Source organism: Hymenobacter sp. B81 (assembly GCF_044628455.1).
Classification (GTDB): Bacteria; Bacteroidota; Bacteroidia; order Cytophagales; family Hymenobacteraceae; genus Solirubrum.
Genome location: NZ_JBIYZW010000003.1, coordinates 814,181 through 840,206, shown reverse-complemented (window position 1 = coordinate 840,206; position 26,026 = coordinate 814,181). Strand labels below are relative to the sequence as shown.

General features: G+C 64.5%; 37 protein-coding genes. 24 read left to right on the top strand and 13 right to left on the bottom strand.

Translation table 11 applies throughout. From position 1 onward, the window contains the following. Positions 1-43: 43 nt before the first annotated feature. The 4 genes from ACE191_RS20440 to ACE191_RS20425 all read right to left on the bottom strand — a co-directional run bounded on the left by ACE191_RS20440 (position 44) and on the right by ACE191_RS20425 (position 2,564). Positions 44-379, bottom strand: a complete 336-nt coding sequence (locus ACE191_RS20440) for a 6-pyruvoyl trahydropterin synthase family protein (protein WP_400194105.1) — start codon at positions 377-379, stop codon at positions 44-46. Continuing rightward, positions 328-588, bottom strand: a complete 261-nt coding sequence (locus ACE191_RS20435; RefSeq protein ID WP_400194104.1) for a 6-carboxytetrahydropterin synthase — start codon at positions 586-588, stop codon at positions 328-330. The genes ACE191_RS20440 and ACE191_RS20435 overlap by 52 nt, the downstream gene beginning before the upstream one ends. Positions 589-672: 84 nt before the next feature. Further along, positions 673-1,677, bottom strand: a complete 1,005-nt coding sequence (locus ACE191_RS20430) for a FecCD family ABC transporter permease (RefSeq protein WP_400194103.1) — start codon at positions 1,675-1,677, stop codon at positions 673-675. Next, positions 1,674-2,564: a helical backbone metal receptor gene (locus tag ACE191_RS20425; RefSeq protein WP_400194102.1), complete on the bottom strand. Its 891-nt coding sequence runs from the start codon at positions 2,562-2,564 to the stop codon at positions 1,674-1,676. Before ACE191_RS20425 ends, ACE191_RS20430 begins: the two co-directional genes overlap by 4 nt. Before the next feature lie 120 nt (positions 2,565-2,684). Between ACE191_RS20425 and rfaD the strand changes: the two genes are divergently transcribed. Both rfaD and ACE191_RS20415 read left to right on the top strand, forming a co-directional pair. Then, entirely contained in the window at positions 2,685-3,650 is a 966-nt protein-coding gene (gene rfaD, locus ACE191_RS20420; RefSeq protein ID WP_400194101.1) for an ADP-glyceromanno-heptose 6-epimerase, read from the top strand. Between the two features lie 104 nt (positions 3,651-3,754). Continuing rightward, positions 3,755-5,194, top strand: a complete 1,440-nt coding sequence (locus tag ACE191_RS20415) for an FAD/NAD(P)-binding protein (protein ID WP_400194100.1) — start codon at positions 3,755-3,757, stop codon at positions 5,192-5,194. A gap of 35 nt (positions 5,195-5,229) precedes the next feature. On the opposite strand, the gene ACE191_RS20410 is transcribed toward ACE191_RS20415, so the two are convergent. Further along, positions 5,230-5,472 (bottom strand): hypothetical protein, encoded by a 243-nt coding sequence (locus ACE191_RS20410; protein ID WP_400194099.1) that lies wholly within the window; start codon positions 5,470-5,472, stop codon positions 5,230-5,232. A gap of 113 nt (positions 5,473-5,585) precedes the next feature. Next, positions 5,586-6,584, bottom strand: coding sequence for a zinc-binding dehydrogenase (locus ACE191_RS20405; RefSeq protein WP_400194098.1), 999 nt, complete (start codon positions 6,582-6,584; stop codon positions 5,586-5,588). A 143-nt stretch (positions 6,585-6,727) separates the two neighbouring features. Between ACE191_RS20405 and ACE191_RS20400 the strand changes: the two genes are divergently transcribed. Next, the gene (locus ACE191_RS20400) at positions 6,728-7,210 is read left to right on the top strand and encodes a MarR family winged helix-turn-helix transcriptional regulator (protein ID WP_400194097.1); all 483 of its coding nucleotides are present in this window, start codon (positions 6,728-6,730) and stop codon (positions 7,208-7,210) included. Positions 7,211-7,229: 19 nt separating this feature from the next. Here the strand turns inward: ACE191_RS20400 and ACE191_RS20395 are convergent, their stop codons facing one another. Then, a complete protein-coding gene (locus ACE191_RS20395) occupies positions 7,230-7,640 on the bottom strand; it encodes a thiol-disulfide oxidoreductase DCC family protein (RefSeq protein WP_400194096.1) in 411 nt (136 codons plus the stop codon). A 216-nt stretch (positions 7,641-7,856) separates the two neighbouring features. Between ACE191_RS20395 and ACE191_RS20390 the strand changes: the two genes are divergently transcribed. The 4 genes from ACE191_RS20390 to ACE191_RS20375 all read left to right on the top strand — a co-directional run bounded on the left by ACE191_RS20390 (position 7,857) and on the right by ACE191_RS20375 (position 11,748). Further along, positions 7,857-8,168, top strand: a complete 312-nt coding sequence (locus ACE191_RS20390) for a hypothetical protein (protein WP_400194095.1) — start codon at positions 7,857-7,859, stop codon at positions 8,166-8,168. Positions 8,169-8,345: 177 nt separating this feature from the next. After that, positions 8,346-8,981, top strand: a complete 636-nt coding sequence (locus ACE191_RS20385; RefSeq protein ID WP_400194094.1) for a hypothetical protein — start codon at positions 8,346-8,348, stop codon at positions 8,979-8,981. A gap of 7 nt (positions 8,982-8,988) precedes the next feature. Further along, on the top strand, positions 8,989-10,602 hold the full coding sequence (locus tag ACE191_RS20380) for a hypothetical protein (RefSeq protein ID WP_400194093.1): 1,614 nt from the start codon (positions 8,989-8,991) through the stop codon (positions 10,600-10,602). Positions 10,603-10,638: 36 nt separating this feature from the next. Then, entirely contained in the window at positions 10,639-11,748 is a 1,110-nt protein-coding gene (locus ACE191_RS20375; protein WP_400194092.1) for an MBL fold metallo-hydrolase, read from the top strand. Positions 11,749-11,788: 40 nt separating this feature from the next. On the opposite strand, the gene ACE191_RS20370 is transcribed toward ACE191_RS20375, so the two are convergent. The 6 genes from ACE191_RS20370 to ACE191_RS20345 form a co-directional block, all read right to left on the bottom strand. Next, a complete protein-coding gene (locus ACE191_RS20370; protein WP_400194091.1) occupies positions 11,789-12,580 on the bottom strand; it encodes an ATP-binding protein in 792 nt (263 codons plus the stop codon). 113 nt (positions 12,581-12,693) lie between these two features. Further along, positions 12,694-14,034 carry a hypothetical protein gene (locus ACE191_RS20365; protein ID WP_400194090.1) on the bottom strand — a complete coding sequence of 447 codons (1,341 nt, stop codon included), beginning with the start codon at positions 14,032-14,034 and terminating at the stop codon, positions 12,694-12,696. Continuing rightward, the gene (locus ACE191_RS20360; RefSeq protein WP_400194089.1) at positions 14,034-14,822 is read right to left on the bottom strand and encodes a DUF4468 domain-containing protein; all 789 of its coding nucleotides are present in this window, start codon (positions 14,820-14,822) and stop codon (positions 14,034-14,036) included. The genes ACE191_RS20365 and ACE191_RS20360 overlap by 1 nt, the downstream gene beginning before the upstream one ends. 5 nt (positions 14,823-14,827) lie before the next feature. After that, entirely contained in the window at positions 14,828-15,277 is a 450-nt protein-coding gene (locus tag ACE191_RS20355; protein ID WP_400194088.1) for a helix-turn-helix domain-containing protein, read from the bottom strand. Between the two features lie 14 nt (positions 15,278-15,291). Then, on the bottom strand, positions 15,292-15,774 hold the full coding sequence (locus tag ACE191_RS20350; RefSeq protein ID WP_400194087.1) for a hypothetical protein: 483 nt from the start codon (positions 15,772-15,774) through the stop codon (positions 15,292-15,294). Positions 15,775-15,814: 40 nt separating this feature from the next. Continuing rightward, the gene (locus ACE191_RS20345) at positions 15,815-16,276 is read right to left on the bottom strand and encodes a helix-turn-helix domain-containing protein (protein WP_400194086.1); all 462 of its coding nucleotides are present in this window, start codon (positions 16,274-16,276) and stop codon (positions 15,815-15,817) included. 143 nt (positions 16,277-16,419) lie between these two features. Here ACE191_RS20345 and ACE191_RS20340 point away from each other — a divergent pair, with 143 nt between their 5' ends. The 17 genes from ACE191_RS20340 (at position 16,420) to ACE191_RS20260 (ending at position 26,024) form a co-directional block, all read left to right on the top strand. Continuing rightward, entirely contained in the window at positions 16,420-16,650 is a 231-nt protein-coding gene (locus tag ACE191_RS20340; RefSeq protein ID WP_400194085.1) for a hypothetical protein, read from the top strand. A gap of 31 nt (positions 16,651-16,681) precedes the next feature. Then, the gene (locus ACE191_RS20335) at positions 16,682-17,065 is read left to right on the top strand and encodes a hypothetical protein (RefSeq protein WP_400194084.1); all 384 of its coding nucleotides are present in this window, start codon (positions 16,682-16,684) and stop codon (positions 17,063-17,065) included. Further along, positions 17,065-17,286: a hypothetical protein gene (locus ACE191_RS20330; protein ID WP_400194083.1), complete on the top strand. Its 222-nt coding sequence runs from the start codon at positions 17,065-17,067 to the stop codon at positions 17,284-17,286. Before ACE191_RS20335 ends, ACE191_RS20330 begins: the two co-directional genes overlap by 1 nt. Before the next feature lie 10 nt (positions 17,287-17,296). Further along, entirely contained in the window at positions 17,297-17,644 is a 348-nt protein-coding gene (locus ACE191_RS20325) for a helix-turn-helix domain-containing protein (protein ID WP_400194082.1), read from the top strand. Positions 17,645-17,678: 34 nt separating this feature from the next. Beyond that, complete coding sequence (locus ACE191_RS20320; RefSeq protein ID WP_400194081.1) at positions 17,679-17,948, top strand: hypothetical protein; 270 nt, start codon at positions 17,679-17,681, stop codon at positions 17,946-17,948. Positions 17,949-17,950: 2 nt separating this feature from the next. Then, positions 17,951-18,289 carry a hypothetical protein gene (locus tag ACE191_RS20315; RefSeq protein WP_400194080.1) on the top strand — a complete coding sequence of 113 codons (339 nt, stop codon included), beginning with the start codon at positions 17,951-17,953 and terminating at the stop codon, positions 18,287-18,289. After that, positions 18,286-18,732: a hypothetical protein gene (locus ACE191_RS20310; RefSeq protein ID WP_400194079.1), complete on the top strand. Its 447-nt coding sequence runs from the start codon at positions 18,286-18,288 to the stop codon at positions 18,730-18,732. Before ACE191_RS20315 ends, ACE191_RS20310 begins: the two co-directional genes overlap by 4 nt. Positions 18,733-18,772: 40 nt before the next feature. Further along, on the top strand, positions 18,773-20,569 hold the full coding sequence (locus ACE191_RS20305; RefSeq protein ID WP_400194078.1) for a ParB/RepB/Spo0J family partition protein: 1,797 nt from the start codon (positions 18,773-18,775) through the stop codon (positions 20,567-20,569). Continuing rightward, positions 20,566-20,763: a hypothetical protein gene (locus ACE191_RS20300; RefSeq protein WP_400194077.1), complete on the top strand. Its 198-nt coding sequence runs from the start codon at positions 20,566-20,568 to the stop codon at positions 20,761-20,763. Before ACE191_RS20305 ends, ACE191_RS20300 begins: the two co-directional genes overlap by 4 nt. A gap of 303 nt (positions 20,764-21,066) precedes the next feature. After that, positions 21,067-21,633, top strand: coding sequence for a hypothetical protein (locus ACE191_RS20295; RefSeq protein ID WP_400194076.1), 567 nt, complete (start codon positions 21,067-21,069; stop codon positions 21,631-21,633). Positions 21,634-21,880: 247 nt separating this feature from the next. Then, positions 21,881-23,197 carry a toprim domain-containing protein gene (locus ACE191_RS20290; RefSeq protein WP_400194075.1) on the top strand — a complete coding sequence of 439 codons (1,317 nt, stop codon included), beginning with the start codon at positions 21,881-21,883 and terminating at the stop codon, positions 23,195-23,197. Continuing rightward, positions 23,194-23,412: a hypothetical protein gene (locus tag ACE191_RS20285; protein WP_400194074.1), complete on the top strand. Its 219-nt coding sequence runs from the start codon at positions 23,194-23,196 to the stop codon at positions 23,410-23,412. Before ACE191_RS20290 ends, ACE191_RS20285 begins: the two co-directional genes overlap by 4 nt. Before the next feature lie 193 nt (positions 23,413-23,605). Then, positions 23,606-23,977, top strand: coding sequence for a hypothetical protein (locus tag ACE191_RS20280; RefSeq protein ID WP_400194073.1), 372 nt, complete (start codon positions 23,606-23,608; stop codon positions 23,975-23,977). Next, the gene (locus ACE191_RS20275; protein WP_400194072.1) at positions 23,974-24,201 is read left to right on the top strand and encodes a hypothetical protein; all 228 of its coding nucleotides are present in this window, start codon (positions 23,974-23,976) and stop codon (positions 24,199-24,201) included. Before ACE191_RS20280 ends, ACE191_RS20275 begins: the two co-directional genes overlap by 4 nt. Continuing rightward, positions 24,198-24,470 (top strand): hypothetical protein, encoded by a 273-nt coding sequence (locus ACE191_RS20270; protein ID WP_400194071.1) that lies wholly within the window; start codon positions 24,198-24,200, stop codon positions 24,468-24,470. Before ACE191_RS20275 ends, ACE191_RS20270 begins: the two co-directional genes overlap by 4 nt. A gap of 242 nt (positions 24,471-24,712) precedes the next feature. Further along, positions 24,713-25,321 carry a hypothetical protein gene (locus ACE191_RS20265; RefSeq protein ID WP_400194070.1) on the top strand — a complete coding sequence of 203 codons (609 nt, stop codon included), beginning with the start codon at positions 24,713-24,715 and terminating at the stop codon, positions 25,319-25,321. 1 nt (position 25,322) lies between these two features. After that, positions 25,323-26,024, top strand: coding sequence for a hypothetical protein (locus ACE191_RS20260; RefSeq protein WP_400194069.1), 702 nt, complete (start codon positions 25,323-25,325; stop codon positions 26,022-26,024). Positions 26,025-26,026: the final 2 nt, after the last annotated feature.

Sequence of the window (26,026 nt, the reverse complement as noted above, 5' to 3'; positions counted from 1 at the left end):
CAACCGGGCAGCTGATAAATGCTAATTGATAAATGTTAAATGACTACTCGCCGTAGTACTCGACGAAGTTGCGGGGCGTTTCGTAAATCTTGATGCCGTGCAGCTGGGCCGTGCGGGTAATAGCGGGCAACTCGCGCTGCAGAATTTCCCAGAAGGCCAACGCCAGGTTTTCGGTGCTGGCCAGCTTGCCGGCCATGAAGGGCACGTCGAGGTTGAGGTTCTTGTGGTCGACGTGGCGGATGATATGCTCGCGGATGAGGGTGCTGAGCGCCTTCAGGTCGACCACGAAGCCGGTGTCGGGGTCGGGCAGGCCTTTCACCGTCACAATCAGGTCGTAGTTGTGGCCGTGCCAGTTGGCATTGGCGCAGGGCCCGAACACCTCCTTGTTGCGCTCCTCGCTCCAGGCTGGGTTGTAGAGCNGTCGGGGTCGGGCAGGCCTTTCACCGTCACAATCAGGTCGTAGTTGTGGCCGTGCCAGTTGGCATTGGCGCAGGGCCCGAACACCTCCTTGTTGCGCTCCTCGCTCCAGGCTGGGTTGTAGAGCTTATGAGCCGCGTTGAAGTGCTCCTGGCGACTGATGTAAATCATTGAGTGGGGGCTTGGGAACTTGGGGGCTTGGGGGCTTGGGGCTTGGCAGCCAGACCGACAGCCAAGCCCCAAGACCCCGAGACCCTAAGCCCCTTTTTTACGCAGCAAATATACGAAGAACGGTACGCCGAACAGGGCGGTAATCAGGCCTACGGGCAGGCCGGCGGGCGGGTACAACAAGCGGGCCAGCAGGTCGCAGGCCAGCAGAAACGTGCCGCCCAGCAGGGTGCAGAATACCAGATTTAGCCGTCCCGTGACGCCCAGCAGCCCCCGCGTGGCGTGAGGAATGATCAGCCCCACGAAGCCTAGTGGCCCGCACAGCGCCACCACCCCGGCCGTAATGCCCGAGGCGGTCAGCAGCAGAATCCAGCGGGTGCGCCCCACGTTTAGGCCCAGGGTGGCGGCCCGCTCCTCGCCCAGCAGCAGCACGTGCAGGTGACGCTGCAGCGCCAGGGCCAGTACCAGCCCCAGCCCCACGGCCACCGCCGGTCCGGCCAGCAGCGGCCAGCCCGCCCGCTCCAGGCTGCCCAGCGCCCACGACACCGCCGCGCGCAGCTGCGAGTCGGTCTGGGCCTGAAAGGTGATGAGCCCGCCCAGGGCGTTGAGCAGCGACGCCACCGCCACGCCGGCCAGAATCAGCTGGGTGGGCACCAGTTGCCCGCGCCGCGAGCCAATGGCAATAACCAGCAGCGTGGCCCCCGTGGCCCCCGCCAGGCCCGACAGCGGCAGTACCCAGGGCGTGATGGCACTGCTGGCCGGCAGCAGAATGCCGGTGATGAGCGCCCCCAGGGAAGCGCCCGAGGCCGTGCCCAGCAGGTAAGGATCGGCCAATGGGTTATTGACCATGGTCTGCATCAGGTAACCGCTCAAGGCCAGTCCGCCGCCGGCCAGCAGAGCCAGCAGCAGCCGCGGCAGGCGCAGCTCCAGCAACACCACGTGCGCGGGGTTGGTGGCGTCGAAGTGGTGCAGGGCCCGCAGCAGGGTAGCGTAATCGGCGCCGGCTACGCTGCCCACGCGCATACCGGCCACCAGCAGCGCGGCCGCCACCAGCAGCGTCAGCCCCAGCACCAGCGCGGCCCGGCCGCTCATGGCTGGCTGGCCAGCAGGCGTTGCAGCTCCCGCACCGACTCCAGTACCCGCGGACCGGGGCGCTCCATCAGGTCGCCGGTAATGGCAAAGACGCGCCGCGTGCGGTAGGCCTCGATGCGCTTCAACTCGGGATACATGCGGAAGAAGGTGCTGTCGAGCTTGCCGAAACTACCGCCGATGAGCACCGCGGGATTGAGTTGCAGGATGTACTCGCGGGTGAGGGCCGGGTAGGGTTGCGGAAAGGTTTGCTGCAGGGCATTCTGGCCGCCGGCCAGCCGGATTTTATCGGTAAACAGCGTGTTGTGGCCGTAGGCGTAGATGGGGTCGAGCCAGGTAATGGCCAGCACGCGCGGCGGCCGGGCGACTGGGGCGGCAGTCAGCTGGCCCAGCTCGGCCTGCAGGGAATCGGTGAGTTGCTGCGCCTGCCTGGGCCGGCCCAGCAGGCGGCCCAGGTCGCGCAGGCCGCGGAAGATGTCGGGCACGGTGCGGTAGGTCTGGTAGTACACCGGAATGCCGAGCTGCTGCAGACGGGCCGCGTCGGCCGGGCTGGTGATGCCCTCCACGGTGAACACCACGTCGGGGCGTAGGGCCAGTAGCGTCTCGAAATCAAGTGGGTAGCTGCTCACCACGGGCTTGCGGCGCGCGGCAGCCGGGAAGTCGCACACCTGGGTACGCCCCACGATGGTGGCCGTGTCGGCCACGGCGTAGAGCATTTCCGTCATGGAGGCGGCCAGGGCCATGATGCGGCGGGGCCGGGTAGGCAGCGTCACGCTACGGCCCAGATCGTCGCGCACGGTTTGGCGGGTGGCCGGCGGGTTGGCGGGCGGGTCGGCCGGGCCCGAGCAGGCCAGCAGCGCGGAAAGCAGCAGCAGAAAGTAGGGACGCATGAGGAGGGCAAAGGTAGATAGCCGGCCTTGTTCAGCCCGCTGCGGCCCCGAAAGCAGCTGCGCCGCACGACCTCCGGCCGGAAACTGCGTACTTCGCGGCACAGACCCAACTCTGAGCTTATGATTATCGTGACGGGCGCAGCCGGCTTCATTGGCAGCTGCATGGTGAGCCGGCTCAACGCCGACGGCTTCAACGACGTGGTGGTGGTAGACAACTTCTCGGTGGAGAAGAAGCTGCCCAACCTGCAGGGCAAGCACCTGCGCGAGTACGTGGACCGCAACGAGTTCTTCGCCTGGCTCGACGAGCACCACGAGCAGGTGGAGTTCGTGTTTCACCTCGGCGCCCGCACCGACACGGCCGAGCAGGACAAGGCCGTGTTCGATCTGCTGAACCTGAACTACTCCAAGCAGATGTGGCAGGCCTGCGTGCGCTACCAGCTGCCGCTGGTGTACGCCTCGTCGGCCGCCACCTACGGCTCGGGCACCCTGGGCTACTCCGACGACGAGGCCCTGCTGCCCCTGCTGCGCCCGCTCAACCCCTACGGCGACTCCAAGAATGACTTCGACAACTGGGCCATTCAGCAGCAGGAAAAGCCGTTTTTCTGGGCCGGGCTGAAGTTTTTCAACGTGTACGGCCCCAATGAGTACCACAAGGGCCGCATGGCTTCGGTGATATTCCACACCTTCCAGCAGGTGCAGCGCACGGGCACGATGGAACTGTTTCGCTCGCACAACCCCCAGTACGCCGACGGCGAGCAGATGCGCGACTTCATTTACGTGCGCGACCTGACCGACGTGTGCACGTTTCTGATGCACCACCGCCGCAACTCGGGCATCTACAACCTGGGCACCGGCGAGGCGCGCACCTTCCTCGACCTGGCGCTGAGCACCTTCGTGGCCCTGGGCAAAACGGCCGATATCCGCTTCAAGGACACGCCCGAGGACATCCGCGACACCTACCAGTATTTCACCCAGGCCGACATGAGCAAGCTGCGCAGCATCGGCTACGCGCGGCCGTTTACGCGCCTCGAAGATGGCATCGGCGAGTACGTGCGCGACTTTTTGCTGCCCGGCGCGTATCTGTAGCCCCTGCCCCGGCGCCCGATGAACGGCGCACCGCGGCGCTGTCCGATTTTTTTTCGTTTTTCGGGCGGCCGGCCGGGGCTTTACTGGCCTCGGCCTTTTCACTTATGACGCGGCAAACCATCGGTATTATCGGGGGCGGAGTAGCGGGCAGCTTGCTGGCCCTGCAACTGCTGCGCTTGCCGGCCGGGGTGGGGCCGCTGGACGTGGTGATGGTGGAGCCACGCGAACAGCTGGGGCCGGGCACCGCCTACAGCAACGACCGGCCCGAGTGGCTGCTGAACGTGCGCAGCAGCGGCCTGAGCGCCTTCCCCGACCAACCCAACCACTTCGTGGACTGGTTGCGTGAGCAGGGCCTGCCCGATTGCCCGCACGGTTTCTGTGCCCGGCAAACCTACGGCCGCTACCTCGAAAGCCTGGTGCAGGCGGCTTTGCACGAGCCCACGGCCCACGGCGGGCAGCTGCGCTGGCTGCGGCAGCGGGCCGTGCAGGCCCGGCCGCTGCCCACGGGCAACGTGCACCTGGAGCTCAGCAATGGCAGCACCCTCGAGGTGAACACCCTGGTACTGGCCCTGGGCAACTTCCCGCCGCCCGCGCCCGTGCGGCCCGACCACGGCTACGCCCAGCACCCACGCTTTCACGCCAACCCCTGGACTTACGGAGCCCTGCGCGACATTCAGCCCGACGCGTCGGTTTTGCTGATTGGCACGGGGCTGACGGCGGTGGACGCCCTGGTGGCGCTGCGGACCCAGAACCACCGCGGCCCCCTACTAGCCGTGTCGCGCCACGGACGCTGGCCGGCCCCTCACCTGCCCGCGCCGGCGCCCTCCTACCCCAGCTTCTACGCCGCCGAACTAGCCGGCCTGGGCACCGTGGGCGAAGTCCTGCGCGCCGTGCGGCGGCGCGTGGCCCTGGCCGCCGCCGAGGGCCACAACTGGCGGTCGGTGCTCGATGCGCTGCGGCCCGACTCGGGCCGCATCTGGGCAGCCTGGTCGCTGCCCGAGCAGCAGCGGTTTGTGCGCCACCTGGCCAATCTCTGGTCGACGCTGCGCCACCGCAACCCGCCGCAGAACGCCGCTTTGCTGGCCGAACTGCTCGGCAGCGGCCAGCTTACGGTGCACAAGGGCCGCGTGCGCCACATCGAGCCGCGGGGCGAGCAGCAGCTGGGCGTGCAGCTGCGCTACAATCACGACCACCACTGGCTGCAGGCCGACCACGTGGTATTGTGCACCGGGCCGCTTATGGACTACCAGCAGCTCGCCGACCCCTTGGTAGCCAGCCTGCGCCACGCTGGCCGGCTGGTGCCCGACCACATGCGCCTGGGCATTGCCACCGACGCGTACGGTGCCCTGCTCGACGTGCACAGCCAGCCGGCCCAGCAACTGTTTACCCTGGGTCCCAGCCTGCGCCCCCTGCTGTTTGAGTCGACGGCCGTGCCCGAGCTGCGCCAGCAGGCCGTAGACCTAGCCCGGCTGCTGGGCCAGCGGCTGGCCGAATCGGCGCCGGCGGCAAACCCGGTTAAGGCAAACGGGCGGCCCCTGGTGTAAGGAACCGCCCGCGGTAAATCGAACGCAGTTGCTGCTTAGGCAGCCAGACCCGGGTACAGCTCCCGGATTTCGCCCTCGGCCGCGGCACTCGGGCTGGGGTACGAGCGGCGCAGGGCGCGCAGCAGCAGATACTTATATTTCTCGGCATCGGCCAAAGCCGTTTCCACGGCCCGCAGCGCATCGTCGTAGGTAACTACCGGAACCTGCCCGGCATCTTCGCCCGTGGGATACGTCAGGTACAGAACCGGCGCGTCGAGGTACTCAGCAGGAGCTTTCATGGAATACAGGAGTTGATTGAAGGTTCAGCAGTAGAACAGCAATTCCGTCCTGAGCATTCCCTTTCAAGTGCTCCAATAAGCAATTATACTTACTGACAATCAACTACTTAATATCAATCAATCGACAACACCAGCTTGCCAAACTGCTGCCCGCTTTCGAGCCGGCGCATAGCGGCTTCGCCCTCGGCCAGAGGCACTACAGAATCAACTACGGGCAGCACGCGGGCGCGGTCAACCAGGGCTAGCATGGCGGTAAAATCGTCGGTAGTTCCCATGGTGGAGCCCAGCAAACTCAGCTGCTTCCAGAACACGCGGGCCGGCGGCACCTGCATGGTGCCCACGGTGCCACCGTAGAAAACGATTCTGCTACCGGGGGCTGCTGCTTCCACCAGCTGCGCTACGCCTGGCCCGGCGGCGCTGTCGATGATCAAATCGAAGCCGCCGCCGGCCTGCCGGGCCAGCTCGAGACCCCACTTCGGCTGGTGGTAGCTGATACCACCACGCGCGCCCAGCTGGCAGGCCCGCTCAATTTTATCAGCCTGCCCGGAGGTAACCCACACTTCGGCTCCGGCGGCCAGGGCCAGCTGCAAAGCCAGCAACGCCACGCCGCCGCCAATGCCGGTGATGAGCACCCGCTCGCCGGCCTGCAGCTGGCCGCGGGTAAACAGGGCGCGGTAGGCCGTAACGCCCCCCAATGGCAGGGCCGCGGCCTGGCTGGCCGTCAGGTGCGAGGGGCAGGCATGCACGTGGGCCCGCGGCACGCACACCAGCTCGGCAAAGGTGCCGTCGAGGGGCAGGCCCAGAATGTTGAACGCCCGCCCCTGCGCCCGGGGATTGTCGCCCCAGCCGAAGCCGGGGTTGATGAGCACCTGTTGCCCCAGGCAGCTGGGTTCCACGCCTTCCCCTACTGCCTCAATGAGGCCAACGCCGTCGGAGCCCAGGATGATGGGGAAGCGCAGGCCCGCGTACTGGCCTTTCTGGATCCACACGTCGCGGTGGTTGAGCGCGGCGGCCTGCAGCCGCAGGCGCACTTCGCCGGGCTGCGGCTGGGGCGCGGGCACTTCGCGCAGCTGCAGCGGCTGGTCAATGCCATCGAGAACGAGAGCTTTCATAAGGCAGCAAAAAAGCCGCTCCGGGCGGCTGTGAACAACTTAAAGTAAGTGGTAAATGATGTTACAATAAACTTGTTTACCACCTTTGCGTTTATGAATTGGCCCGGGCAAACCGGCCCGGTGCCGCAACCTACCAAATTCCGATGGCCTATCCTGCTGACGCCTTGTTCACTTTCGAGGGCGTAGACGACAACCCGGGCTTTCTGCTCAACCAGGTAACGGCGCACTGGCACCGTCAGCTCGCGCAGGTGCTGGCGCCCCACGGCCTGACGCCCACGCAGTTTCTGCTTATGACCAGCGTGCACCGACTCAGCCAGCGGCCGGAGCCCGTAACGCAGGCCCTGGTGGCCCAGCACGCCCGCACCGATAAGATGACGACCAGCAAAACCGTGCGCGCCCTCGAAGAGGAGGGTCTGCTGGCCCGGCCCACCCACGAGCAGGACGCCCGCGCCCGCAGCCTGAGCTTGACGCCCGCCGGCCTGAAAGCCGTAGTGCGCGCCGCGTGGCTGGTGGAGGAGTTCGACCAGCAGTTTTTTGGTCCCGATGTAGCCCGTCTCATGCAAACCCTGCAAACCCTGCGCCCCCCGCAGCCTGAACTCCCCAAGCAAGCAGCCGACCCGACCTAGCCACGCTTGCGTCCCCGGCTCAGGCCAGAAACCGCTGCCTGAGTTCGGGAGTGGGCAGCCAGCAGCTTTCCTGGCGCCCAAACCAGCGGTAACGGTTGCGGGCCACCCAACGGTAGACCGCGTCGCGCACAGGCCGCGGCACCAGCAGGCCCGCGGCCAGCAGCGCCCACCCACCCGGCAGCCGGCGCAGAATGCGCAGCACGGCCGTCGAGTGCGTGTAGATCTGCCCGTCATTTTCGATGAGCACCACGGAGTCGGGATTGAGCGCGTCGGAGTTGAAGCCGGGAGGCAGCAACCGCCGGCCGGCCTCGGATTGCAGCGAGGCAAAGCGAAACTGCGCGGCCGGGTCGCGGGCAATGATAAACTGCACCCACCCGTGGCAGAGGTTGCACACGCCGTCGAACAGAATGATGGAAGGGGCCGGGCTCATGGACGAGAAGGTAGCACGCAGTACGCAACCAGCCCGGTGGGGTTTGGTTGCTGTTGGGCGGCGCCGCAGCCCACTGCTTGCGTAGTTACCACGGCAGAATCCGTATAAATTTTACGAGGCTAGTTATGACTACTACTTAAAGCTCAGCGTATAAGGGCCCTGAACCTGTTCCGAAGCCCTGGGCTTCACTTCTCTCCCACTAAACACCTTTTGCTTATGAAGCGCACTCGCATGTTGTACCTGGCCGGCTCGTTCTGCGCCCTGCTGGCCCTGAGTTCCTGCGGCAACGACGGTAACTCCAACGCCGGCTCGGGCATGGGGGCCGACGGTACTGGCCCCGGCTCGGGCACCGATACCGGCATGTCGTCGGGCGACGGGTCCATGTCGGCCGACACGATGACTACCGGCACCGACCAAAGCGGCATGGGTACCACCAGCGGCACCACTGGCACGACCTCGGGCACCACCGCGGGGGCTACTACCAACGAAGCCACCACCAGTGCGGCCGGCGGCAGCACTACCCAATAGGCAAGCTGATTTGGATCTGCGAAAGGACGTCATCCGTGACCGTCCTTTTTTTCTACCAGCCACCCTCCCCGCTCAGTTTGCGTACACCCCTCCTGTTTCCGGAGAAACTGCACTGACCGGAACCTGCGCCTTTTTTCGACCTCACCTTTTCCAACCATTCACCTTACTTCCCTGGCTATGAAAAAGCATCCATTTGCCGCTCTCGGCTCGGCTTTGGCCCTCAGTGCCGTCGTAGCTCTGGCCGGCTGCAACCGTGAAACCTCATCGGGCGCCACCACTGCGGGCTCGACGCCCAGCACGACCTCGTCGGGCTACGACGCCACCGGCACCACCAGCGGCTCGACTACCAGCGGAATGAGCACCTCGGGAACCACCGGCACTACCACCTCGGCCACCACCAGCGGTTCGACTACCGATTCCGGCACCACCAGCGGCTCGACCAGCGGCTCAACCACCAGCTACGGCACTACCAGCGGCTCGACCACCAGCATGAGCACCTCGGGCTCGACGACCTCGATGGGCACCACCAGTGGCACTACCACGGGGATGACCACCAGCGGTACTACTTCCGGCACAACTACCGGCATGACCACCAGCGGGACGACCTCGGGTACTACCTCCGGTACGACCAGCGGCACCACGAGCGGTACGACTTCGGGCACTACCAGCGGCTCGACTACCCGCGGCACCACTACTTCGAGCACCACCAGCGGCTCGACCACCCGCAGTTCCACCACCCGCGGCACGTCTACCTCAGGCACTACCAGCGGTACTACTTCGGGCAGCACCACCCGCGGCACTACCACCCGGTAAAGCAACCGTGGCGGCACTCATTCGGCCATTCGTAGAGCATTCGGGGCAACTTCCATCAGCGGAGGTTGCCCCTTCTGCGCTGGGTCGGGCGGAGGCTGCGCCGCCCGGCGGGCTGCCGCGCCTGGGCAGGTGGCTGCGGCGGCCGTTTGAGCTGGATCTGCGGGCCCTGGCCCTGATGCGCATGGCCGTGGCGGCTATTGTGCTGGTTGACCTGGCCATTCGCAGCACCGACCTGGAGGCGCACTACACCAACCTGGGCGTACTGCCGCTGCACGTGCTGTTTGAGCGCGCCTGGAACCCCTACCAGTTTTCGCTGCACACCAGCAGCGGGCTGTGGGAAGCGCAGGCTCTACTCTTTGCCCTGGCGGCGGCGCTGGCCGCGGGCTTGCTGCTGGGCTGGCGCACCCGGCTGATGACGCTGGGCTCGTGGCTGCTGCTGGTGTCGCTGCAAAACCGCAACCCGCTGATTGCCCAGGGCGGCGACGATTTGCTGCGCATGCTGCTGTTCTGGGGCATGTTTCTGCCCTGGGGCCGCGTCTGGTCGCGCGACGCCAGCCGACAGCCACCGCCCGTCAGCTACCGGCATTTCAGCGTGGCCTCACTGGCTTTCGTGGTGCAGATTGCCCTGGTGTACATCTGCACGGCTTTGCTGAAAAACGCGCCCGAATGGACTACCGAGGGCACGGCCATCTACTACGCCCTGAGCCTGGACCAGGTGCTGATGCCCGCCGGCCGCCTGCTGTACCCGCACTACGAGCTGATGCGGACTCTCACCCACATTACCTACCACCTCGAGCTGCTGCTGCCGGCGCTGCTCTTCATTCCGGTGTTCCCGGCCTGGTGCCGGCTGACGTTTGTGCTGGTGCTGTTCGGCTTTCACCTTGGCATCAGTCTCACCCTGTTCGTGGGCCTGTTTTTTCTCATCAGCTTCGCGGCCCTGCTGGGGCTGCTTCCCACCCCGGCCCTTGACTGGCTGAGTGCCCGGCTGGCCCCGGCGGTAACCCGTGCCGTTTCCCGCCTGGCGGCCTGGCGGCAGCAGCTACCGCCCTGGCAGCTGCCGCTACGCCTGCAGGTGCGTGCCGAGTGGCGGACTTCACCGGCCGGCGGCTTTCGGCTGCTGCCGGCCCTGCGCGATACCGTGCTGGCAGTGCTGCTGGCCTACATCGTGTGGTGGAACCTCGACGGCATCGTAACGCCGCGCTACGCCATGCAGCCCCCGCTGCGCTGGTTTGGCTACCTGTTCCGCACCGATCAGCACTGGGGCATGTTCGCGCCGGCCGTGTTCAAGGACGACGGCTGGTACATCCTGGAAGGCCGCACCCGCGACGGGCGCTGGCTCGACTTATATCGCGGCGGCCGGCCGGTTACGTATGCCAAGCCGGCTTCGGTGATGGCGCTCCACAAAAACGACCGGTGGCGCAAGTACTCCGAGAACTACCTGTTCGTGGAAAACGAGTGGATGCGCGCCTATTACTGCAACTACCTGCTGCGCGTCTGGCACGAAAACCCCGCGCATCCGCCCCTCGAGCAGCTCGACGTGGTGTACATGAAGGAAGTCAGCTTGCCGAACTACCGCGTACAAGGCCCCACGCGCGAGGTACTGTGCGGCTGCCGTCCCTGAACCCGATTCCCATCTTTCTTCCCAACTCTGCCTGCTATGAGCAACAACCCCGATTACCAGATAGCGCGGCCCAGCCGGGCCACCACGCCCGAGCTGCAGTTTGTGGCCCCCGGCGTGTGGGGCCTGCGCAACGTGTTCGTGAACGTGTACTTCGTGCGCCAGCACCCCAACAGCGGCCCCTGGGTACTGGTCGATGCCGGCCTGCCCGGCTCGGCGGCCAAGCTGCGCCACACCGCCGAAACCCTGTTCGGAGCCAACGTGCCGCCGGCCGCCATCATCCTCACCCACGCGCACTTCGACCACGCCGGGAGCCTGAAAACCCTGGCCGAAAGCTGGGACGTGCCCGTGTACGCGCACCCGCTGGAGCTGCCCTACGTTACCGGCCGCTCGTCGTACCCCCCGCCCGACCCCACCGTGGGCGGCGGCGCCATGGCGGCCCTGTCGTTTCTTTACCCCAAGTCGCCCTACGATTTGGGCGAGCGGGTGCAGCCCTTCGCGGCCGATGGCAGCGTGCCCCACCTGCCCGACTGGCGCTGGCTGCACACGCCCGGCCACACGCCCGGTCACGCGTCGTTTTTCCGCGAGTCCGACCGCGTGCTGCTGGCCGGCGACGCGTTTTGCACGGTGCAGCAGGAGTCGGCGCTGGCGGTGTGGGCGCAGGAGCAGGAAGTGCACGGCCCGCCCCGCTACTTCACCTGCGACTGGCACCAGGCCCGGCACTCGGTAGAGCTGCTGGCCGCGTTGAAGCCTAATGTGGCCGCTACCGGCCACGGCATTCCCATGCGCGGCGCAGCTTTGCAGCGCGAGCTGAATGAGCTGGCCCAGCACTTCGACGAGCTGGCCGTGCCCGCCCACGGCCGCTACGTGCCCCAGCCCGCTATTGCCGACGAAACCGGCGTGGTATCGGTGCCGCCGCCCGTGTTTGACGCCACTAACCCCTGGCTGATCGGGGCGGCAGCAGCTGCCATTGGCCTGGCTACTGCCGTGGCTCTCTCGCAGCGCCGCGGACGCACCAGCTCCAAAGCGCTGCACCGCCGCATGCTCCGGCAGGCAGCAGCTAAACGGCAGGGCGGCGCTACTGAACCGGGCAGCATCGACCCGTTTGAGCCCACTGCTACCTACTCCTCACCCGATACCACGCTGTAGCCAGGACTGATTGGCCTTATGGTGCCGCCTGCTTTTCAGCCTAAGTGGCTTGAATGGCAGGCGGCGCTATTTCGGTAGCTTCTTCCTCCAGCAGCAGGTCGCAGTACCAGAAGCCGGCAGCGTAGGGGTCGGGCTGGTCGCGGTAGCAGTCTTCGCGGGTTTCGGCTGCTGGCTGGTAGCTGCGCCGCACCCGCTCGCCGCGCCGCAGGGGAATGGGGCGGGCGAAGTAGGGCGCATCGTAGACGAAGCTGTGGTACTCGCCGTTTTCACCGCATAGGTCCACGCCCGGGGGCAGGTCGCGCAGAAAGTCGCGGTCCAGCTCGCGGCCGCAGAAGCTGGCATCGAGGTACTGGTCGTTTATGCATACTACCACGGCCCGGAAGCCCAGGTCGAAGAACTCGGCCAGCAGCTCCCGGGCCGGCTTGTGCCAGAGCGGAAACGTGGCCTGCAAGCCCAGGGCCCCGAGCTGCTGCTCGCGGTAGGCCCGCAAGTCGGCCAGGTGCAGGTCGCCAAACACCGAGGCAGTGACGCCGTGCGCCGCGTGCAGCCCGCGCAGCGCGTCGGCCATGCGCTGCTCGTACTCCGCCATGCCGGGGTTTTCGGGCAGCCACACCGGCTGCAGCGGCAGCCCCATGCGCGTAGCCTGGGCCAGCAGCAGCTCGGGGCGCACGCCGTGCATGGCCACGCGCCGGTAGTGCTCGTTGAGGGTGGTAAGCAGGTGGGTGAGGCGCAGCCCGGGCTGGCGCAGGGCGTGGTAGAAGCAGAGGGCCGAGTCTTTGCCCCCGCTCCAGTGCAGAACGGCCCTTACATTTTGCTGCCTATCGTTGCTCATGAAAAACGGGCTCAATTTGCTAAAAATCGAGTTATCGAATTCTACATCATGCAGCGGTAAGCTATATGATGCATTTGTCTGCCACTAAAAAAGCCCCTATTTCTGACACTTGCCTATTCCACTTTACGGGCAGTTTTACGGAAGTGACCCAGCAGCTCTTCCTCGTTCACGCCCAGGTAGCGATTGAACGAGCTTTCGGTTTTGTGGCCCGTGGCCAGCATCACCTGGGACTTGGGAATGCCCTGGTAAATCTTAAGGGTGGCGAACGTCTTGCGCCCCACTTTACTGGTGAGCTTGATGCGGGTGATGCCGGCCAGGTGCTGGATGTGGGGCAGGTACCGTTCCCGCTTGAAGATGCGGGGCAGACACGTGGCCAGGCCGCGGCCGGCGTACTTGGCCACCAGGGCCCTCGGCTTGAACACGTCGTCGTCGAAGAAGGGAATGATGCAGATGCCGTCCGATTTGCCGGCGAAGATGCGCACGATGTCCTGCTCCAGATGCTTCGGTGCCAGGCGGTCCGCATCTGAAATGCGCAGCGCGAAATAGCAGCACTGCAGAATCTTGTCGCGCGCTTCCTCGGTGCGCTGGATGTAGTCGTCCAAGGTGAAGGCGGCCCGACCGCCGTGGCGCGGGCCCGCCCCGGGCTCGAAGTGCTGCTCCAGGTAGGCACGTACCGAAGCATCGGCGAAGTCGATGGCGGCCAGGCGCAGCAGTTCATCCTGGGTCAGCGCGTCGGCGCCCCGGTAGATATCCACCACGGCAAAGTCGCGGAAGTTCGGGTTGACCGTGATGTTCTGCTTGGTGGCCCAGATCAGGAACGTCTTAAGGTTCTTGATGTAGGCGCCGAAGGTGTTGATGTCGCGGCCCCGGTTGCTCAGGGCGAAGTCCTGGAACGCCATGTAAAACGCGTGATCCATGCCGGCAAACTTCAGCGGCCAGGTGCATTCGGCTTCGAAGGCCTGCAGCTCGCGCAGGCTGCGCCGCAGGCCGGTCAGGTAACTCGCGCTCAGCCGCTGGCCCGAGCGCAGGGAAACTTTGCCTTCCTGGTACGTAATCCAGCGCTCCATCTCCTGCAGCAACGTGGGCGCTGCCGGCGCCACGACGGGCAGCACCACTTCCGCCGGCTCGCCTGCCGCCTCGGCCACCAGCTGCCGGTAGCGGTTGCGGATGGCGGCCTCCATGGCCTGCTCGTCCAGGCGCAGCTGCTGGCGCCGGGCCTCGCGGTGCACCTGGTCGGCGGCTTTGGTCCAGTCGTCGAGCACGGCGTTGATTTCCGCCGCGTAGCTGCCCGGATTGGCCTTCACCCGCTGCCGGGCGTCGTTCCAATCCTTCGGCCGGCACTTTTCCCCCGACGAAATGCGCAGGCGCCGGCCCTCCCAGCAGAAGGTGAGCTGGATGAGGGCCGTGCCTTTCTTGGATACCTGATCCTTTCGGAGCTGGCAACTGACTTCCATTACCAGTCGCCGCCAGTGGCCGGCTGGGCCATGGCTTTGTTAATTGACTCGATCAGCTTTGTAGCCTCTGCATCAACCTGCGCCCGGCCCTGCATGACAAGCTTGTAAAAAGGGTCGCCCTTTTTTACTTCCCGCACCAGGTAGGATTCCACTGCGCTGGCCTCGGGAGTCGGGTTGCTGCTGGAAGCTGGCAGCTCGGTTTTGAATTGGTAGATTTCATACTTGTAGCGCCCCTCTTTTACGGACAGGCGCACGGTGTACCAGAGCTTTTCTTCCATTGGAATGCCGAGGGCGCCCTTTTTCACGATGCCCGTCCACCCTTTGCCGATGAGCAGCCCGGCATCCTTCTCCTCCGCCTGCATGACAGCCTTGGCCGAGTTAAAGGTGTTGACGAACCACACCTTGCCCCGGGCATACAGTTCATTCTGCGAGGCGCCTGGCACTTGTACGACGGCCGTGTAGGTCACCAGCTTGGTCGCCGGGTCGACAGGAAGCACGACGGACTCACCTGACTTCGGTACCCGGGTACCAGGTGCAAAGCTGCTGGCCGGCGTGAAGTACTCGAAGCCCTGGCGCTTGACCTTATACCATCGCGGGCTCAGCTCCTCGATCAGCATCAGCTTCTCGCCCGGCTTGAGCTGGTAGGCGGGGGATTTCACGGTATCCTTCAGCGCACGGAAAAGCGGGGCTCCTCCTGCAGCCACCGGGTGGTATTCCTCACTCTGGGCGTGCGCCTTGGGCAATAGCACCCCAAGTAAAAGTATGGAGCAAATGGTAATTCTAATCATGGAGCTTACGGCTTGGGCCTGCGATGGGGCTCCAGCTGCTGCAGCAGCAGCTGAATAATGCGCTCCTTATCCCGGAGCTGGGTGGTGTAGAAGGCTTCGTAGATCCGCGTCAACCCAGGGCCGCCCTCGCTATCATTGACAATGATCTGCGTGGCGTGGCCGTAGTTGACCCCGATGCTGTTTGCGGCAGTTGTAGTGGATTCTTGAGGCCGGGGTAAAGGCGCAGAAGGCGGGTTGAACATCTGGCCTTCCCCCATCAGCAGCCAGTCTGAGCAGACGCTGGGGAAGGCTCGCTTAATGCGGCAGATTAACTTGACAGAGGGACGCTTCTTGCCGCTGAGTACATCGTCGATGCGGTCATCGGAAAGCAAGAGCCGCTGGGAGAATTCTGCCGGCGTGAGGGCGAGGGCGTTTATCAGCTGGCGCAGTCGAGCAACTTGGGCTCGGCAGGCCATATGGCATCACCGACCTAGCTGGCACTGGAGTAGGTGTTGAGGCCATGAGTTGGGCCTGTGAGGTTGTCGCGGGCAGCATGTATTTCCTGGGCCCGGGGCCCACGCCATTTTATGCAATCGGATGCCGGTCGGGGCGTCTGTACATCCGCTGTCCGGTACTCGTCGGCGTGGGCCAGTACACCCACCAGGGCAACGGCCGAGCGTAGAGCGCCCGCCGCCTGATGCTGCGAGGTCATCGGCAGCACGAGTGCATGGTTGTGCGTGGCGTGCCGGTGCAGCCGTTCGGAGCTGTGCTGGCGGGGCCGCACCACGTGGCAGCGGCCCGTCTCATTTGCTGGAGCATTGTTCTGCACCAGGTACGGAAGCGTGCCGGGCAGGGCATTGGGTAGTACCAGGGAAGGCAGCAGCTGCAGCAGGCGTGCTTCTCCATTGGTGTTTCTGGCCACCAGGAGCGCCAGAATGCAGCACAGGGCTGCCAAATAGCGGGTTAACTTCATACGGTGCAGGTGTGGGATAATTGGTGGAGGGGGAGCGTGCCTATTTCCGCAGCTGCATTTCCAGCAGCTGGATGATGCGTTCCTTATCGTTGAGCTGACTGCGGAGCAGCTCGACCTCTTTCTTCAGGGCTTCATTCTCGTGCTCGAGGCCTGGCTTGCCTGCAACGGCCGCCGGACGGCCGCTGCCATGATGCTGCGTGAGGGTGCCCACGTTGCGGCCAACGCTGTTGCCGCTGTTGCCAATGTTATAGACGGAGCCGCCCTCTTCAAGCGTGTTGGCCGTAAACATTTCCCCTTCACCTGAAAGGAGCCAGGCCATGCTTACGCGGTCAAAGTGACGCACAACCTTATTCAGGTATTCAATACCGGGTTTTGAACCCCGGTTAAGGTAGTTGCGCGTGGTTGCTTCGGGCACGTCGATATCCAGACTGAACTGGCGTGCGCTCAATCCAAGCTCCTTGATCAGAAATTTTAGTCGCTGATTTATAGTTGTTTCCGTCACTTTGGCCCGTTCGGTTGAATTTTTGTGTCTGGTTGAATTGGCTTTGCGCGCTCAACCTGCGTATGTTTGAACCACTGTACTGAACTGTACAGACAAGATAGCGCAAGAACGCTATGGCGGTGCAAAACCATACAAACACAGCTATGTCCACGCTCACCGAACGGCAGAAGTACTTCTACCTGGTTGCTGAAACCATTGAGGCCCTCTCCCCAGAGGTGGTGGAACGTGCGGTTCGGAATGGTGCCCCTGAAAAATTCAGTCAGCTGGAGAACGTGCGCATCGGCCGTTCGCCCAACCTGCCCAAGCTCATCACCCTGATTGAAATCGGCCTGCCCGATTACAGCATACCGGCGCACCTGCGGCCGGCTGGATAGCCCTACCCCCTTCACCTACACCTTTCCACAAATGCTTACCTCCTACCGCCCGATCAGCGTGACCGATGCGCTGACTGGCAAACAAATCCGCCTTACGGCCGAGCCGACCGATGCCACCGGCACCCGCCGCCGCATGGTCATGCTGCAGCCCGGCGCCCTGCTCTGCCTGCCCATCCTGGGCTACTGGCCGCGCCCCACCGGCTTCACGGTGTACGTGGCCGGCACCACCCCTGCTTCCCTGCGCACGGCCGTCGAGGAGGGCCGCACCAGCGAAGAGGTGCTGTTCGGCGACATCAGCGCCGGCATTCAGGAAATCGAGCTGGAGGATTGCCGCAGCCAGGTGCGCCTGCTGCCGGCGCCCTGCCGCATCGTGCCGCTGGTGCAGGATGGTGCCACCCTCAGCGTGGCGGCCTGATGCTGACGGCACCCACTCCCGAAGGTGTAGTTAATCCGGCTGAGCTGCCGGTGGCCGACGCAGTACTCGAAGCCGCCTGCGTCGAGGTGCTCGAGCCCGAGCAGTACGACAAGCTCTACACGGTGCTGGCTCCTCGCCACCCCGAACTGAAGCAAGAAATCCATTTCCGCCTGCGCACGCGGCCCTTTTCCGGGGCTGCCTGCATGGCCATTGCCTCTTAACTGCCGCGCCATGACCGCCGCCGACCTCGTCACTGTGGGAATCCTCGACCAGTACTTCCAGGCCATCAAGGGCCTGGTGGAAACGCTCGGCGCTGCTACGCCGGCGGCCGGTACGCAGGTGCCACGCCTGCTCAGCATCGAGCAGGTGATGGCTGAGCTGGACGTGAGCCGCAGCACGGTGCAGCGCTGGATCAACAACGGCAAACGGGGCCGCGACGGCTCCACCATTACGCTCCAGGTCTACCACTTCTCCCCGTCGGAGCCCCGCATTCCGTGGCCCGCGCTGGCTGCCTTCGGGCAAGGCCTCCCCTTCGACCTGGCCACCATGAGCATTCCAACCATGCGCGCAGCATCGTAGCTGCGCGCTTTTCCCACTTCTACACCTTTCCACGATGAGCAACACCTCCGTCACCATCGACAACTTCGCCCAGCTGACGGCCGAAGACCACGCGGTGGCCATCTACTCCCACTCCCGCCGCATCACGGTGCTGCGCCTGCGGCTGAATACGCCGCGGCCCACCATGAGCATCGGGCCGGCCGAAGATGTAGTCGCCGACCAGGAAGAGGTGCGCAGCCTCCTGCAACTGCGCAAGATTCACACGGCAGCCCTCGCTGAGCTGGATGCCGATGGTTCCGCCCCTGCAACGGCCAAGGCCTCCTAGCCATGCAGCGCCGCACCATCAACGTGTACACGTCGGACTGCGCCTCTGCAACGGTCGAGAGCGTAGCCGCCCAGTTGTTCTTCGGCATGGCGCCGAACATCCAGCTGAAGCCCCTCTCGGAGCTACAGCAGGGCCCGAAAGGGCGTCAGCAGATGCTGGCCGACCGCGGCCACCTGCAGAATTGCCTCGACGAGGTGCTCTACCAGATTCGGGTAGCGGAGCACAATCCCTACCGCTACGCCGAATCGCTGAAGATGCTGCGCCGGGAGCGTGACGAGTACCAGGTGCGGATTAACGCCATTACCCGCCAGCTGGGCGAGGAAGGAGGGGTAGAGCTGTGAGCCTGCTGAAGTTTCAAACCGACGATGCGCCCGACCAGCTGGAGGTGTCGCTGACCAATGACGCCAAGCACGTCATCGTCATGCTGAGCTGCGAGAAGGAAGAAGACGCCCGGAGCGTGTACCACTCGCTGGTGAATGGCATCCAAGCCTGGCCTTCATCCGACGTAAAGAAGCTGGAGGAAGCCGAGCCCACGGCCCAGGTGCAGACAATCACCTTCCCCGTCTTGGAGCGTGACATGCCCCTCTTCCGGGCGTTCATGAGCAGCCCGATGCAGGAAGGCATCAAGATCATCCGCGAGGAAAGCAGACCCGCTGGCGGCAACGTCAACCTGTCGAGTACTGCGGTGACCGTTGAGGTAGAGGAAGACGAGTCGATTTTCCACTTCGGTGTACGGTGGGGGGATTTTCGGTCTGCAAAGAGAGGAGGGCTGTCCCATGTCTAGGGCGAAGAAAGGAGCCGCTGCAGCGCAGCCAGCCACCACGATGGCTGTTGTCCCCCAGGAAGCCCCGCTCGTTGCCGCCGGTGACCAGGTAGTCGTCTCGGAGGCCTGCGACCTGAACGCCCAATGGACGGGCCGCACCGGCACGGTGCTCAAGGTGGTCGACGACGGTAAAACCGTATTCCCGATTGCTACGGTGAGCTTTCCGGCTACCGACACCCAGCCCGAGGCCGAGGCCGAGTTCAACGACGTCGAGCTGCAGGTGGTGACCGTGCAGGAGCCTGCCCCGGCAACTGCACCTGAGCCTGCTCAGGAAGCGGTTGCCTACCACGGCGAAGTGCTGCAGGCTGCCACGGCCGACGAAGTGCGCACCATCCCGCTGACTGACATCGTGGTAACGCGCAACACGCGCAAGACCTTCGACGAAGCCGGGCTGCAGCGCCTGGCCGACTCGATCAAAGGACACGGCCTGATTCACCCGGTGATGGTGCGGCCTTACCCGACCGAGCCGGGTAAGTACAACCTGGTTGTCGGTGGCCGCCGCTACCGCGCGTCGCAGCTGGCCGGCGTCGACACCATCCGCGCCACCGTGCGCGAGCTGACCGACCAGCAGTTCCTGGAAATCCAGCTGCTGGAGAACCACGCCCGCGAGGACGTGAACCCGGCCGACGAGGCCGAGGACTTCGCAGAAGCCATCGGCGCCGGCATGTTGGTGCAGGAAATAGCCCTGCGCCTGGGCATGCGGCCGGAGTTTGTGGCGCAGCGGGCGCAGCTGGTGCAGCTCATCCCGCCGTTCATGGACATGCTACGCGCTGGGCGTATGCACATTGGCGCGGCCGTGCAGCTGGCCCGGCAGACGCAGGAGATACAGGAGCGCATTGCGAAGGAGGAAAAGTACGCTCTCACGAATCTGACGGTAGTACTGGCTGGCCACGCCCAGGGCTGGGTCGACCGCTACCTGCGTGAACTGGCCAGCGCGCCGTTCTCGAAGAAATGCGCGGAGCTGCTGCCGGCTGCCGGCCCCTGCACCGCGTGCCCGAAGCGCACGGCCGCCCAGGAGTTCCTCTTCGCAGATCTGGCGCAGAAAGACCGCTGCCTCGACGCGGGCTGTTTCGCCGCGAAGCTGCAAGCGCACATCGACACGCAGGTGGCGCAGCTGACAGCCGATCTGCAGCAGAAGCCGCTCCTAATTTCCAATCAGTACACGCCCTCGAAGCCGGGCTTGCTGAGCAGCCAGGGCTATCAAAAAGTGTCGGCCGACACGCCCGGTGCCGTGCGGGCCGTGGTGGTGGACAGCTACACGATTGGTGACCTGGGCACGCAGGTGTACATTAAGCTCGCGAAGGATGCGAAGGATCCGGAGCAGAGCCGGAAAGAGCGGGAGGCCACTATCCTGGCCAATAAGGTCAAGGCCCGCCACAAGCTGCTGCTGGCCGATGCTCTGGTCGAGCACCTGCTCGATACACAGAACGACTGGCCCGCGCTGCTGCGGTACCTGGCCAAAGACCTGCTGAGCTACAACGGCAAACCATCGGAGGTGAGCCGGCAGTGGCTGGAGAAGCATTTTGGCTTTACGCTCCCGGGCAAGCTGGAAGGCCACCAGGACGTCAGCACGTGGCTGGATGAGAGCTTGGCCCGGCTCAGCACCGTGCAGCTCTCCGCCCTGCTGCTCACCTACCGGCTGCACCGTGACTCGCTGCTGGATTACTCCGACGCCGTAGTGCATGCCGCCGCGGGAGCCGGCGTCGACGTGGAGGAGCTGCGCAAGCAGGCGCAGCTGCAGGTGACGGCCGCGAAGGCCAAACCGAAAAAAGCAGGGAAGGAGGTGGCTGCCGCATGACCATCCTGCAAGCCGCCCGCCACAGCGTGGTACTGGCCCAGCTCAAGCGCGACCTGCGCATCGTCAAGGGTGAAAAATCCCGCATCTGCCGCAAGATGATCGGCAAGGCCGGTGGCCTCTGGCAACAACTCTGCGACCAGGAGGATAACCTGCGCCGCAGCATCAGCGACCTGGAAAACGCGCTGAGCCAATGAGCCCCTTCCTCGCCTCCGAGCGCGGCCCGCCCGCGCCGAGCCCCGCCCGGCTTGTTCCAGCCACCGCTTCCGCTCACCTGCTGTGCGAATTTGACCCCGACCGGAAGCCGGCCTAGCCCTGTGTGGCCACCACCCACCTCCTGATACTTCCTGCCTCGAATGAGGGGCCCCCGCTTACTCGTGGAAAGGTGTGCGGCTGGCTGCTGGCTTCGGTGTCCAGCCAGGAAGCCGAACGGCCTGCAGCACCGCCCTGCTGCACTGTAGCGGCAGCGTCCGCTTTGTTCACCCTTCATCCCGCTTCCCATGTACCGCCCCGATTCCCTCAAGCTGCGCATTGACTACACCGCCACCTGGACGCGCCTGAAGCGCCTGTTCAAGAACCCCGAGCCCATCCGCCCGGCCGCCGTGCCCGCGCACCTGGCCGCGCTCGAGGCCCCGCGCCCCAAATTCAAGCTGCCCCGCCTAAAGGGCAACGTGGTGCACACCATGAAGGAAATCATCAACATTTTCCTGGCCGACTGGCGCCGCTCGACGCGCGCCATTAACCTGGCCATTCGCACCACGCGCACGTCGCTGGCGAAGCGCTGCGACAACGCCGACCCGAAGACCGCCTACCGGCACATCCTGGCGCTGATCGAGCACGGCTTCCTGCGCGGCAAGGCCCAGGTGCGCGGCGGCCTGCAGCTGCTGATTAACCCGGCTCTGATCGTGTTTGACGAGCCCTGCGTCGCCATGGCCTCACAGTCGGCCCCGGCGCCCCGCGTAGCACCAGCGGCCCCGCAGCGGCCCGCAAAGGCCCCTGTAAACGGCATGGCCAGCCTGCTGGCGCTGGCCGCGCAATTCTCGCAGGCTACCGCCCGACCTTCTTAAAAAACTATAGTCGGGCAAAAATCCCAGCCTTATAACCGTTCCTACCACTGAGAACATCCATAGATGTTATGAAGCATAGGAACGTCGGTCCGGAGCCGACTTTTCCACACGCCGGACGGGGATAACGAGGGGCTGGCTGAAAAAAAAAGAGCGGGGGCGGCCGAAAAACGGGGCCGCCCAACCCTGGCCACGCCGGCAGACAGCGTGGGTAGGGGGAGCCATTTCCAAAATTTTAAAAAACCGGGCCATGACGCGCCTCGATACCGCCTCCACCAAACGCATTCCCCTGCTGGCCGTCATGGCCCGCCTCGGGCAGCAACCCGTCTCCGGGCCGGCTGCCGGCGGCAACTACTACTTCATCTCCCCCTTCCGCCCGGACGAGCAGACGCCCAGCTTCGTGGTGTCGGAGCCGAAGAACGTGTGGGCCGATTTCGGCGAGCCTGCCGAGGCCGGCCAGAAGGTGTACGGCGGCGACGTGCTGAAGCTGATCATGCGCCTGACGGGCGTGACGTTGCCCATCGCGCACCAAGTGCTGGCCGCCTGGGCCCTCGACATGCCGGCAGCCACGGAGCTGCCGCTGGCCCAGCCGGCGGCGAAGGGCAAGACGGTGGCCACCGGCCCCATCACCTTCACCGACGTGCGCACGGAGCCGCTGACGTGGAAGGCCCTGGTGGAGTACCTGACCAGCCGCGGCATCAACTGGCCGCTGATCCAGCGCAACCAGCGCACCATGGAGCACCTGCAGCAGGTGTTCTACCAGGTGCAGGGCAAGGAGCGTGGCAAGCCCTACTTCGCCCTGGGCTGGAAAACGGAAGGCGGCTGGGAAGTGCGCAGCAAGGGTTTCCAGGGCACCATCGGCCAGAAGGGCGTCACCTGGTTGCACGGCACGGAGCCGGGGGTGAACATCTTCGAGGGCTTCATGGACTACCTCAGCGCGCTGACGTGCTACCGGGTGAGCAGCTTCCGGAGCACCGTGCTCATCCTGAACTCGGTGAACCTGCTGGGCTCGGTGCTGCCGCTGCTCATGGAGCAGGACGGGCCGATCCGGTGGTTTGGTGACAACGACGCCGCCGGCGAACGGGCGCTGCACGTGCTGCGCGAGGCGCTGCCGGGCCGCGTGCAGGTGCAAAACGAGCTGTACCGCGGCTACAAAGACCTCAACGACTTCCTTACCAAAACCCCGCCTACGAAGCCGCTGCCGCCCAAGCGCGACAATCCCAGCGCTGCCAGCCAAACGGCGAAGTACTGGCTGTGGGCCGTGTTCGACGAGCTGGCGCCGGGCCAGTGGGGCCGCAAGGGCAAACGGCGCCAGTGCACCTTCTACAGCTACACCAACGACGACGACGGCCTGGAGCAGCTGCGGGTGCTCCGCAACCAGCTGGGCCACCAGCTCTACTACTACCGCATCTGCGAACGGACCCAGGGCCGCAAGTTCAAGATCCTGGAGCACGCCGGCCTCGCCCACGCCGTGCCGCAGGTCGACGAGTCCGACCGCGAAGTCGTGGACACCCGCCGCCCGGGCCACATCGGCGAACTGTTACACCACCTTGCCATTGCCTCATGAGCTACCTCGGCCCCTTCCCCAAAGTCAGCACCGACGACGTGCTCACCGAACTGAAACGCGAGTTGGCCATGCGCCACCGCCACTATCCCGACTGGGTGCGCCAGGGCAAACACGGCCTCACCCGCGAAATAGCAGCGCTCCGGATTGCAGTACTGGAGCGCGCCATCCAGATGCTCGAGGCACAAGTGCCGCAGCAACAGTCCCTGGAATTATGAGCCTGCGCCATCTGAAAGTATCCAAGGGCGGCCTAAGATTCATTGAATGTGATGGGTGCGGCAATTGGCGCCCTCTCAAATACGTCGCCAGCCCCCGCTGCTACTTGTGCCGCGCCTGTGCCTGCCGTTGCACCTACCCAGCGCTGGAATGGGTGCTCCTGAACCGCCCTGTGTACCCTAGACGCCTACCCGAATGATCGACCTGCGCCACCTCGATCAAAAGATCGACCTCCACCACCAGGAAGTGGCTTGGCTGGCCAGCACCATCGAGCAGTACTTGCTCCAGCTGGTGGCGAAGGCCTCCGTGCGTCCGCTCGATCTACCCCAGGCGCTGAGCATCAAGCCCCTCGGCCGCATTGCCAAGCGCCTCTGGAGCGCCCACCGCAGCTGGAAGTCGCCGCTGAAGCCGCGCAAGATTCGCCTCGAGCACGACGAGCTGCAGCTGCTCACGCACCTGGCCGGCCAGCTGCAGCAACAGTGCCGGCGCGACGAACTCCTGACGGCCCTGGGCAAGGTGCACCAGAAAGCCATTCTCCTCGAACCCTTTTTTCAAATACCGCAATGAATAGTTCTTTTAAAGTGGGTAGCCTGGTCAAGGTCAAACACTCCAATACGCAATACGACGGGCGGTATGGCACCGTCACAGGCACCATCGGGACTAACTACTGCTGGGTGGATCTACCCGCTCGTCAGCGCAAGGTTAACGGCCCCACAGGGCATCCTGGTTGGAAGACCGATAAACCAGAGATTCGGCAGTTTAAAACCAGCTCACTGCAGGCCGGCAAATGAAATCCCGCTGGATCACCTACGACCTGGGCCTGGAGCATCCCGCTCCAGCCCCGGACGATTTTCTCGTCAGCATTGTGAGGCGCAACCAGGTGGGCACGGTGTACCACATCGCCAGCGCCAGGCTGATGAAGTCCAAGCGGCCCGGGCGGTACCAGCTGGAGGTGTATGCCGCTCCAGAGCTTAAGCCTGAGACCGCCATCGATACCGATGGCGACGTGTTCGTGCGCGGCATTCCGGCCTACTCCCTCGTTTGGTACCCTCGGAAGTAGAAGCTCGGCCTTAAGCCCGCGTTCATTTAGCAGTAAAAATCAGTTCAATAAGCATAATTAACTCGATTGAACCTTTGATGTGACGTTGTAGATTGGCAATATTGTTCGGTAGCGAACACTGTAATATTTCCAGATACATGACAGCACATTTATGCTTCCCGGTGCCCGCGTGGGCGCCGGCGCGGGAGTCCTTTATCCCGGTAGTTCAGCGCGGTAGTTTTAACCTGTTCTAAGCGCGCTGTATGTTGAAAACCCTGGATTTCCCCGTTAAACCGCACGTTCGCAAGTACCTGAACGTGCACCTCGGGCATGGCGAGTACGTGCTCAGCAACGCCGACCGCTTCGGGAAGATGCTGTTTCACCTGCTGCGCCGCCAGCTCAAGGGCAAGCTCAGCCACGCCGGCTCCCTGCAGGGCTGCACCCAAGTGCTGCAGCTGGATCTGCGCAACTTCCCGGTGCACCAGTACGGCCTGACGGAACTCACCAGCTACACCGTCTTTCAATTCAACGACTTTGTCGACGAGCTGCTCAAGGAAGAACTCTACCTGTGGGTGCGCTCCTTCCTGAACCGCAGCACCTCCATCCGGGAAGTCATCCTCGACTTCATGGGCGCCTACGACCTGCGCGAGGAAGACATCCAGTTCGAGACCCTGCGCAAGGCCGTGCAGCGCAACTGCAACCTACCCGCCCTGAAAAAAAGAAGGGGGAAATCGGTAGGTAAAATGTCCCAGAAAACGGCTGGTTTGTCTCAGAAAACGGCTGAAATGTCCCAGGAAACGGGAGGTTTGTCCCGTTACGCCTCCGTGTTGTCTCTGCGTCAGCAACTTATAGCGACGCCCTCTTTCGCATAACATGGCCGTTCAGTCTCCTAACCCGAGCGGCCTGGGCTTGCCTTACGACCCCTTCGGCCTGCGCAACATCGAGCAAGAGCCCGCCGACAACATCGGCGGGCTCGAGGCGGTCTGGTACACCCTGGCCAGCAACTTCCGCAGCTGGCCCGCCGCCGGCGAGTTGCTGATCCGCCAGGATCTGGATCTAGTGCCGGGCGCCGTGTGGTACCAGCTGGTGAGCACGCGCTACACCGTGCGCCACAAGCAGACCCCCAAGGCCCTCGGGCGCCACGGCGACATTTACCAGCAGCAGCTACAGGGCGTGCTGCCCCGCCACACCGCCGGCCTGGCCGCCGGGCTGGAAACCCTGCAGGGCCAGCGCCTGGTGTTCCTTACCCGCGACCGGAACGGAGAAGTGCAGCTGGTGGGCACGCCCGACCAGCCGCTGCTCTACTCCGACACCTTCGACTCGGGCGCCGAGGCCTTCGGCCAGCGCAACAACTACGACTGGCGCGCCGCCGGCGACACCGTGCGCCGGGCCCGCCCCTACCTGGGCTCCTGGTTGGTATCTGACCGCGGCCTCGAGCACGCGGTGCAGCTGGGCACCGGCGCTGGCGGCCTGGTTGAAGTGCGCGACCTGGCCGGCAACCTTATGGCCACGGTGCCCGCCGGCAAAACCGTCATCGTGCGCAGCGGCTTCCGCGTGGCCTTTACCATCGAATAGCT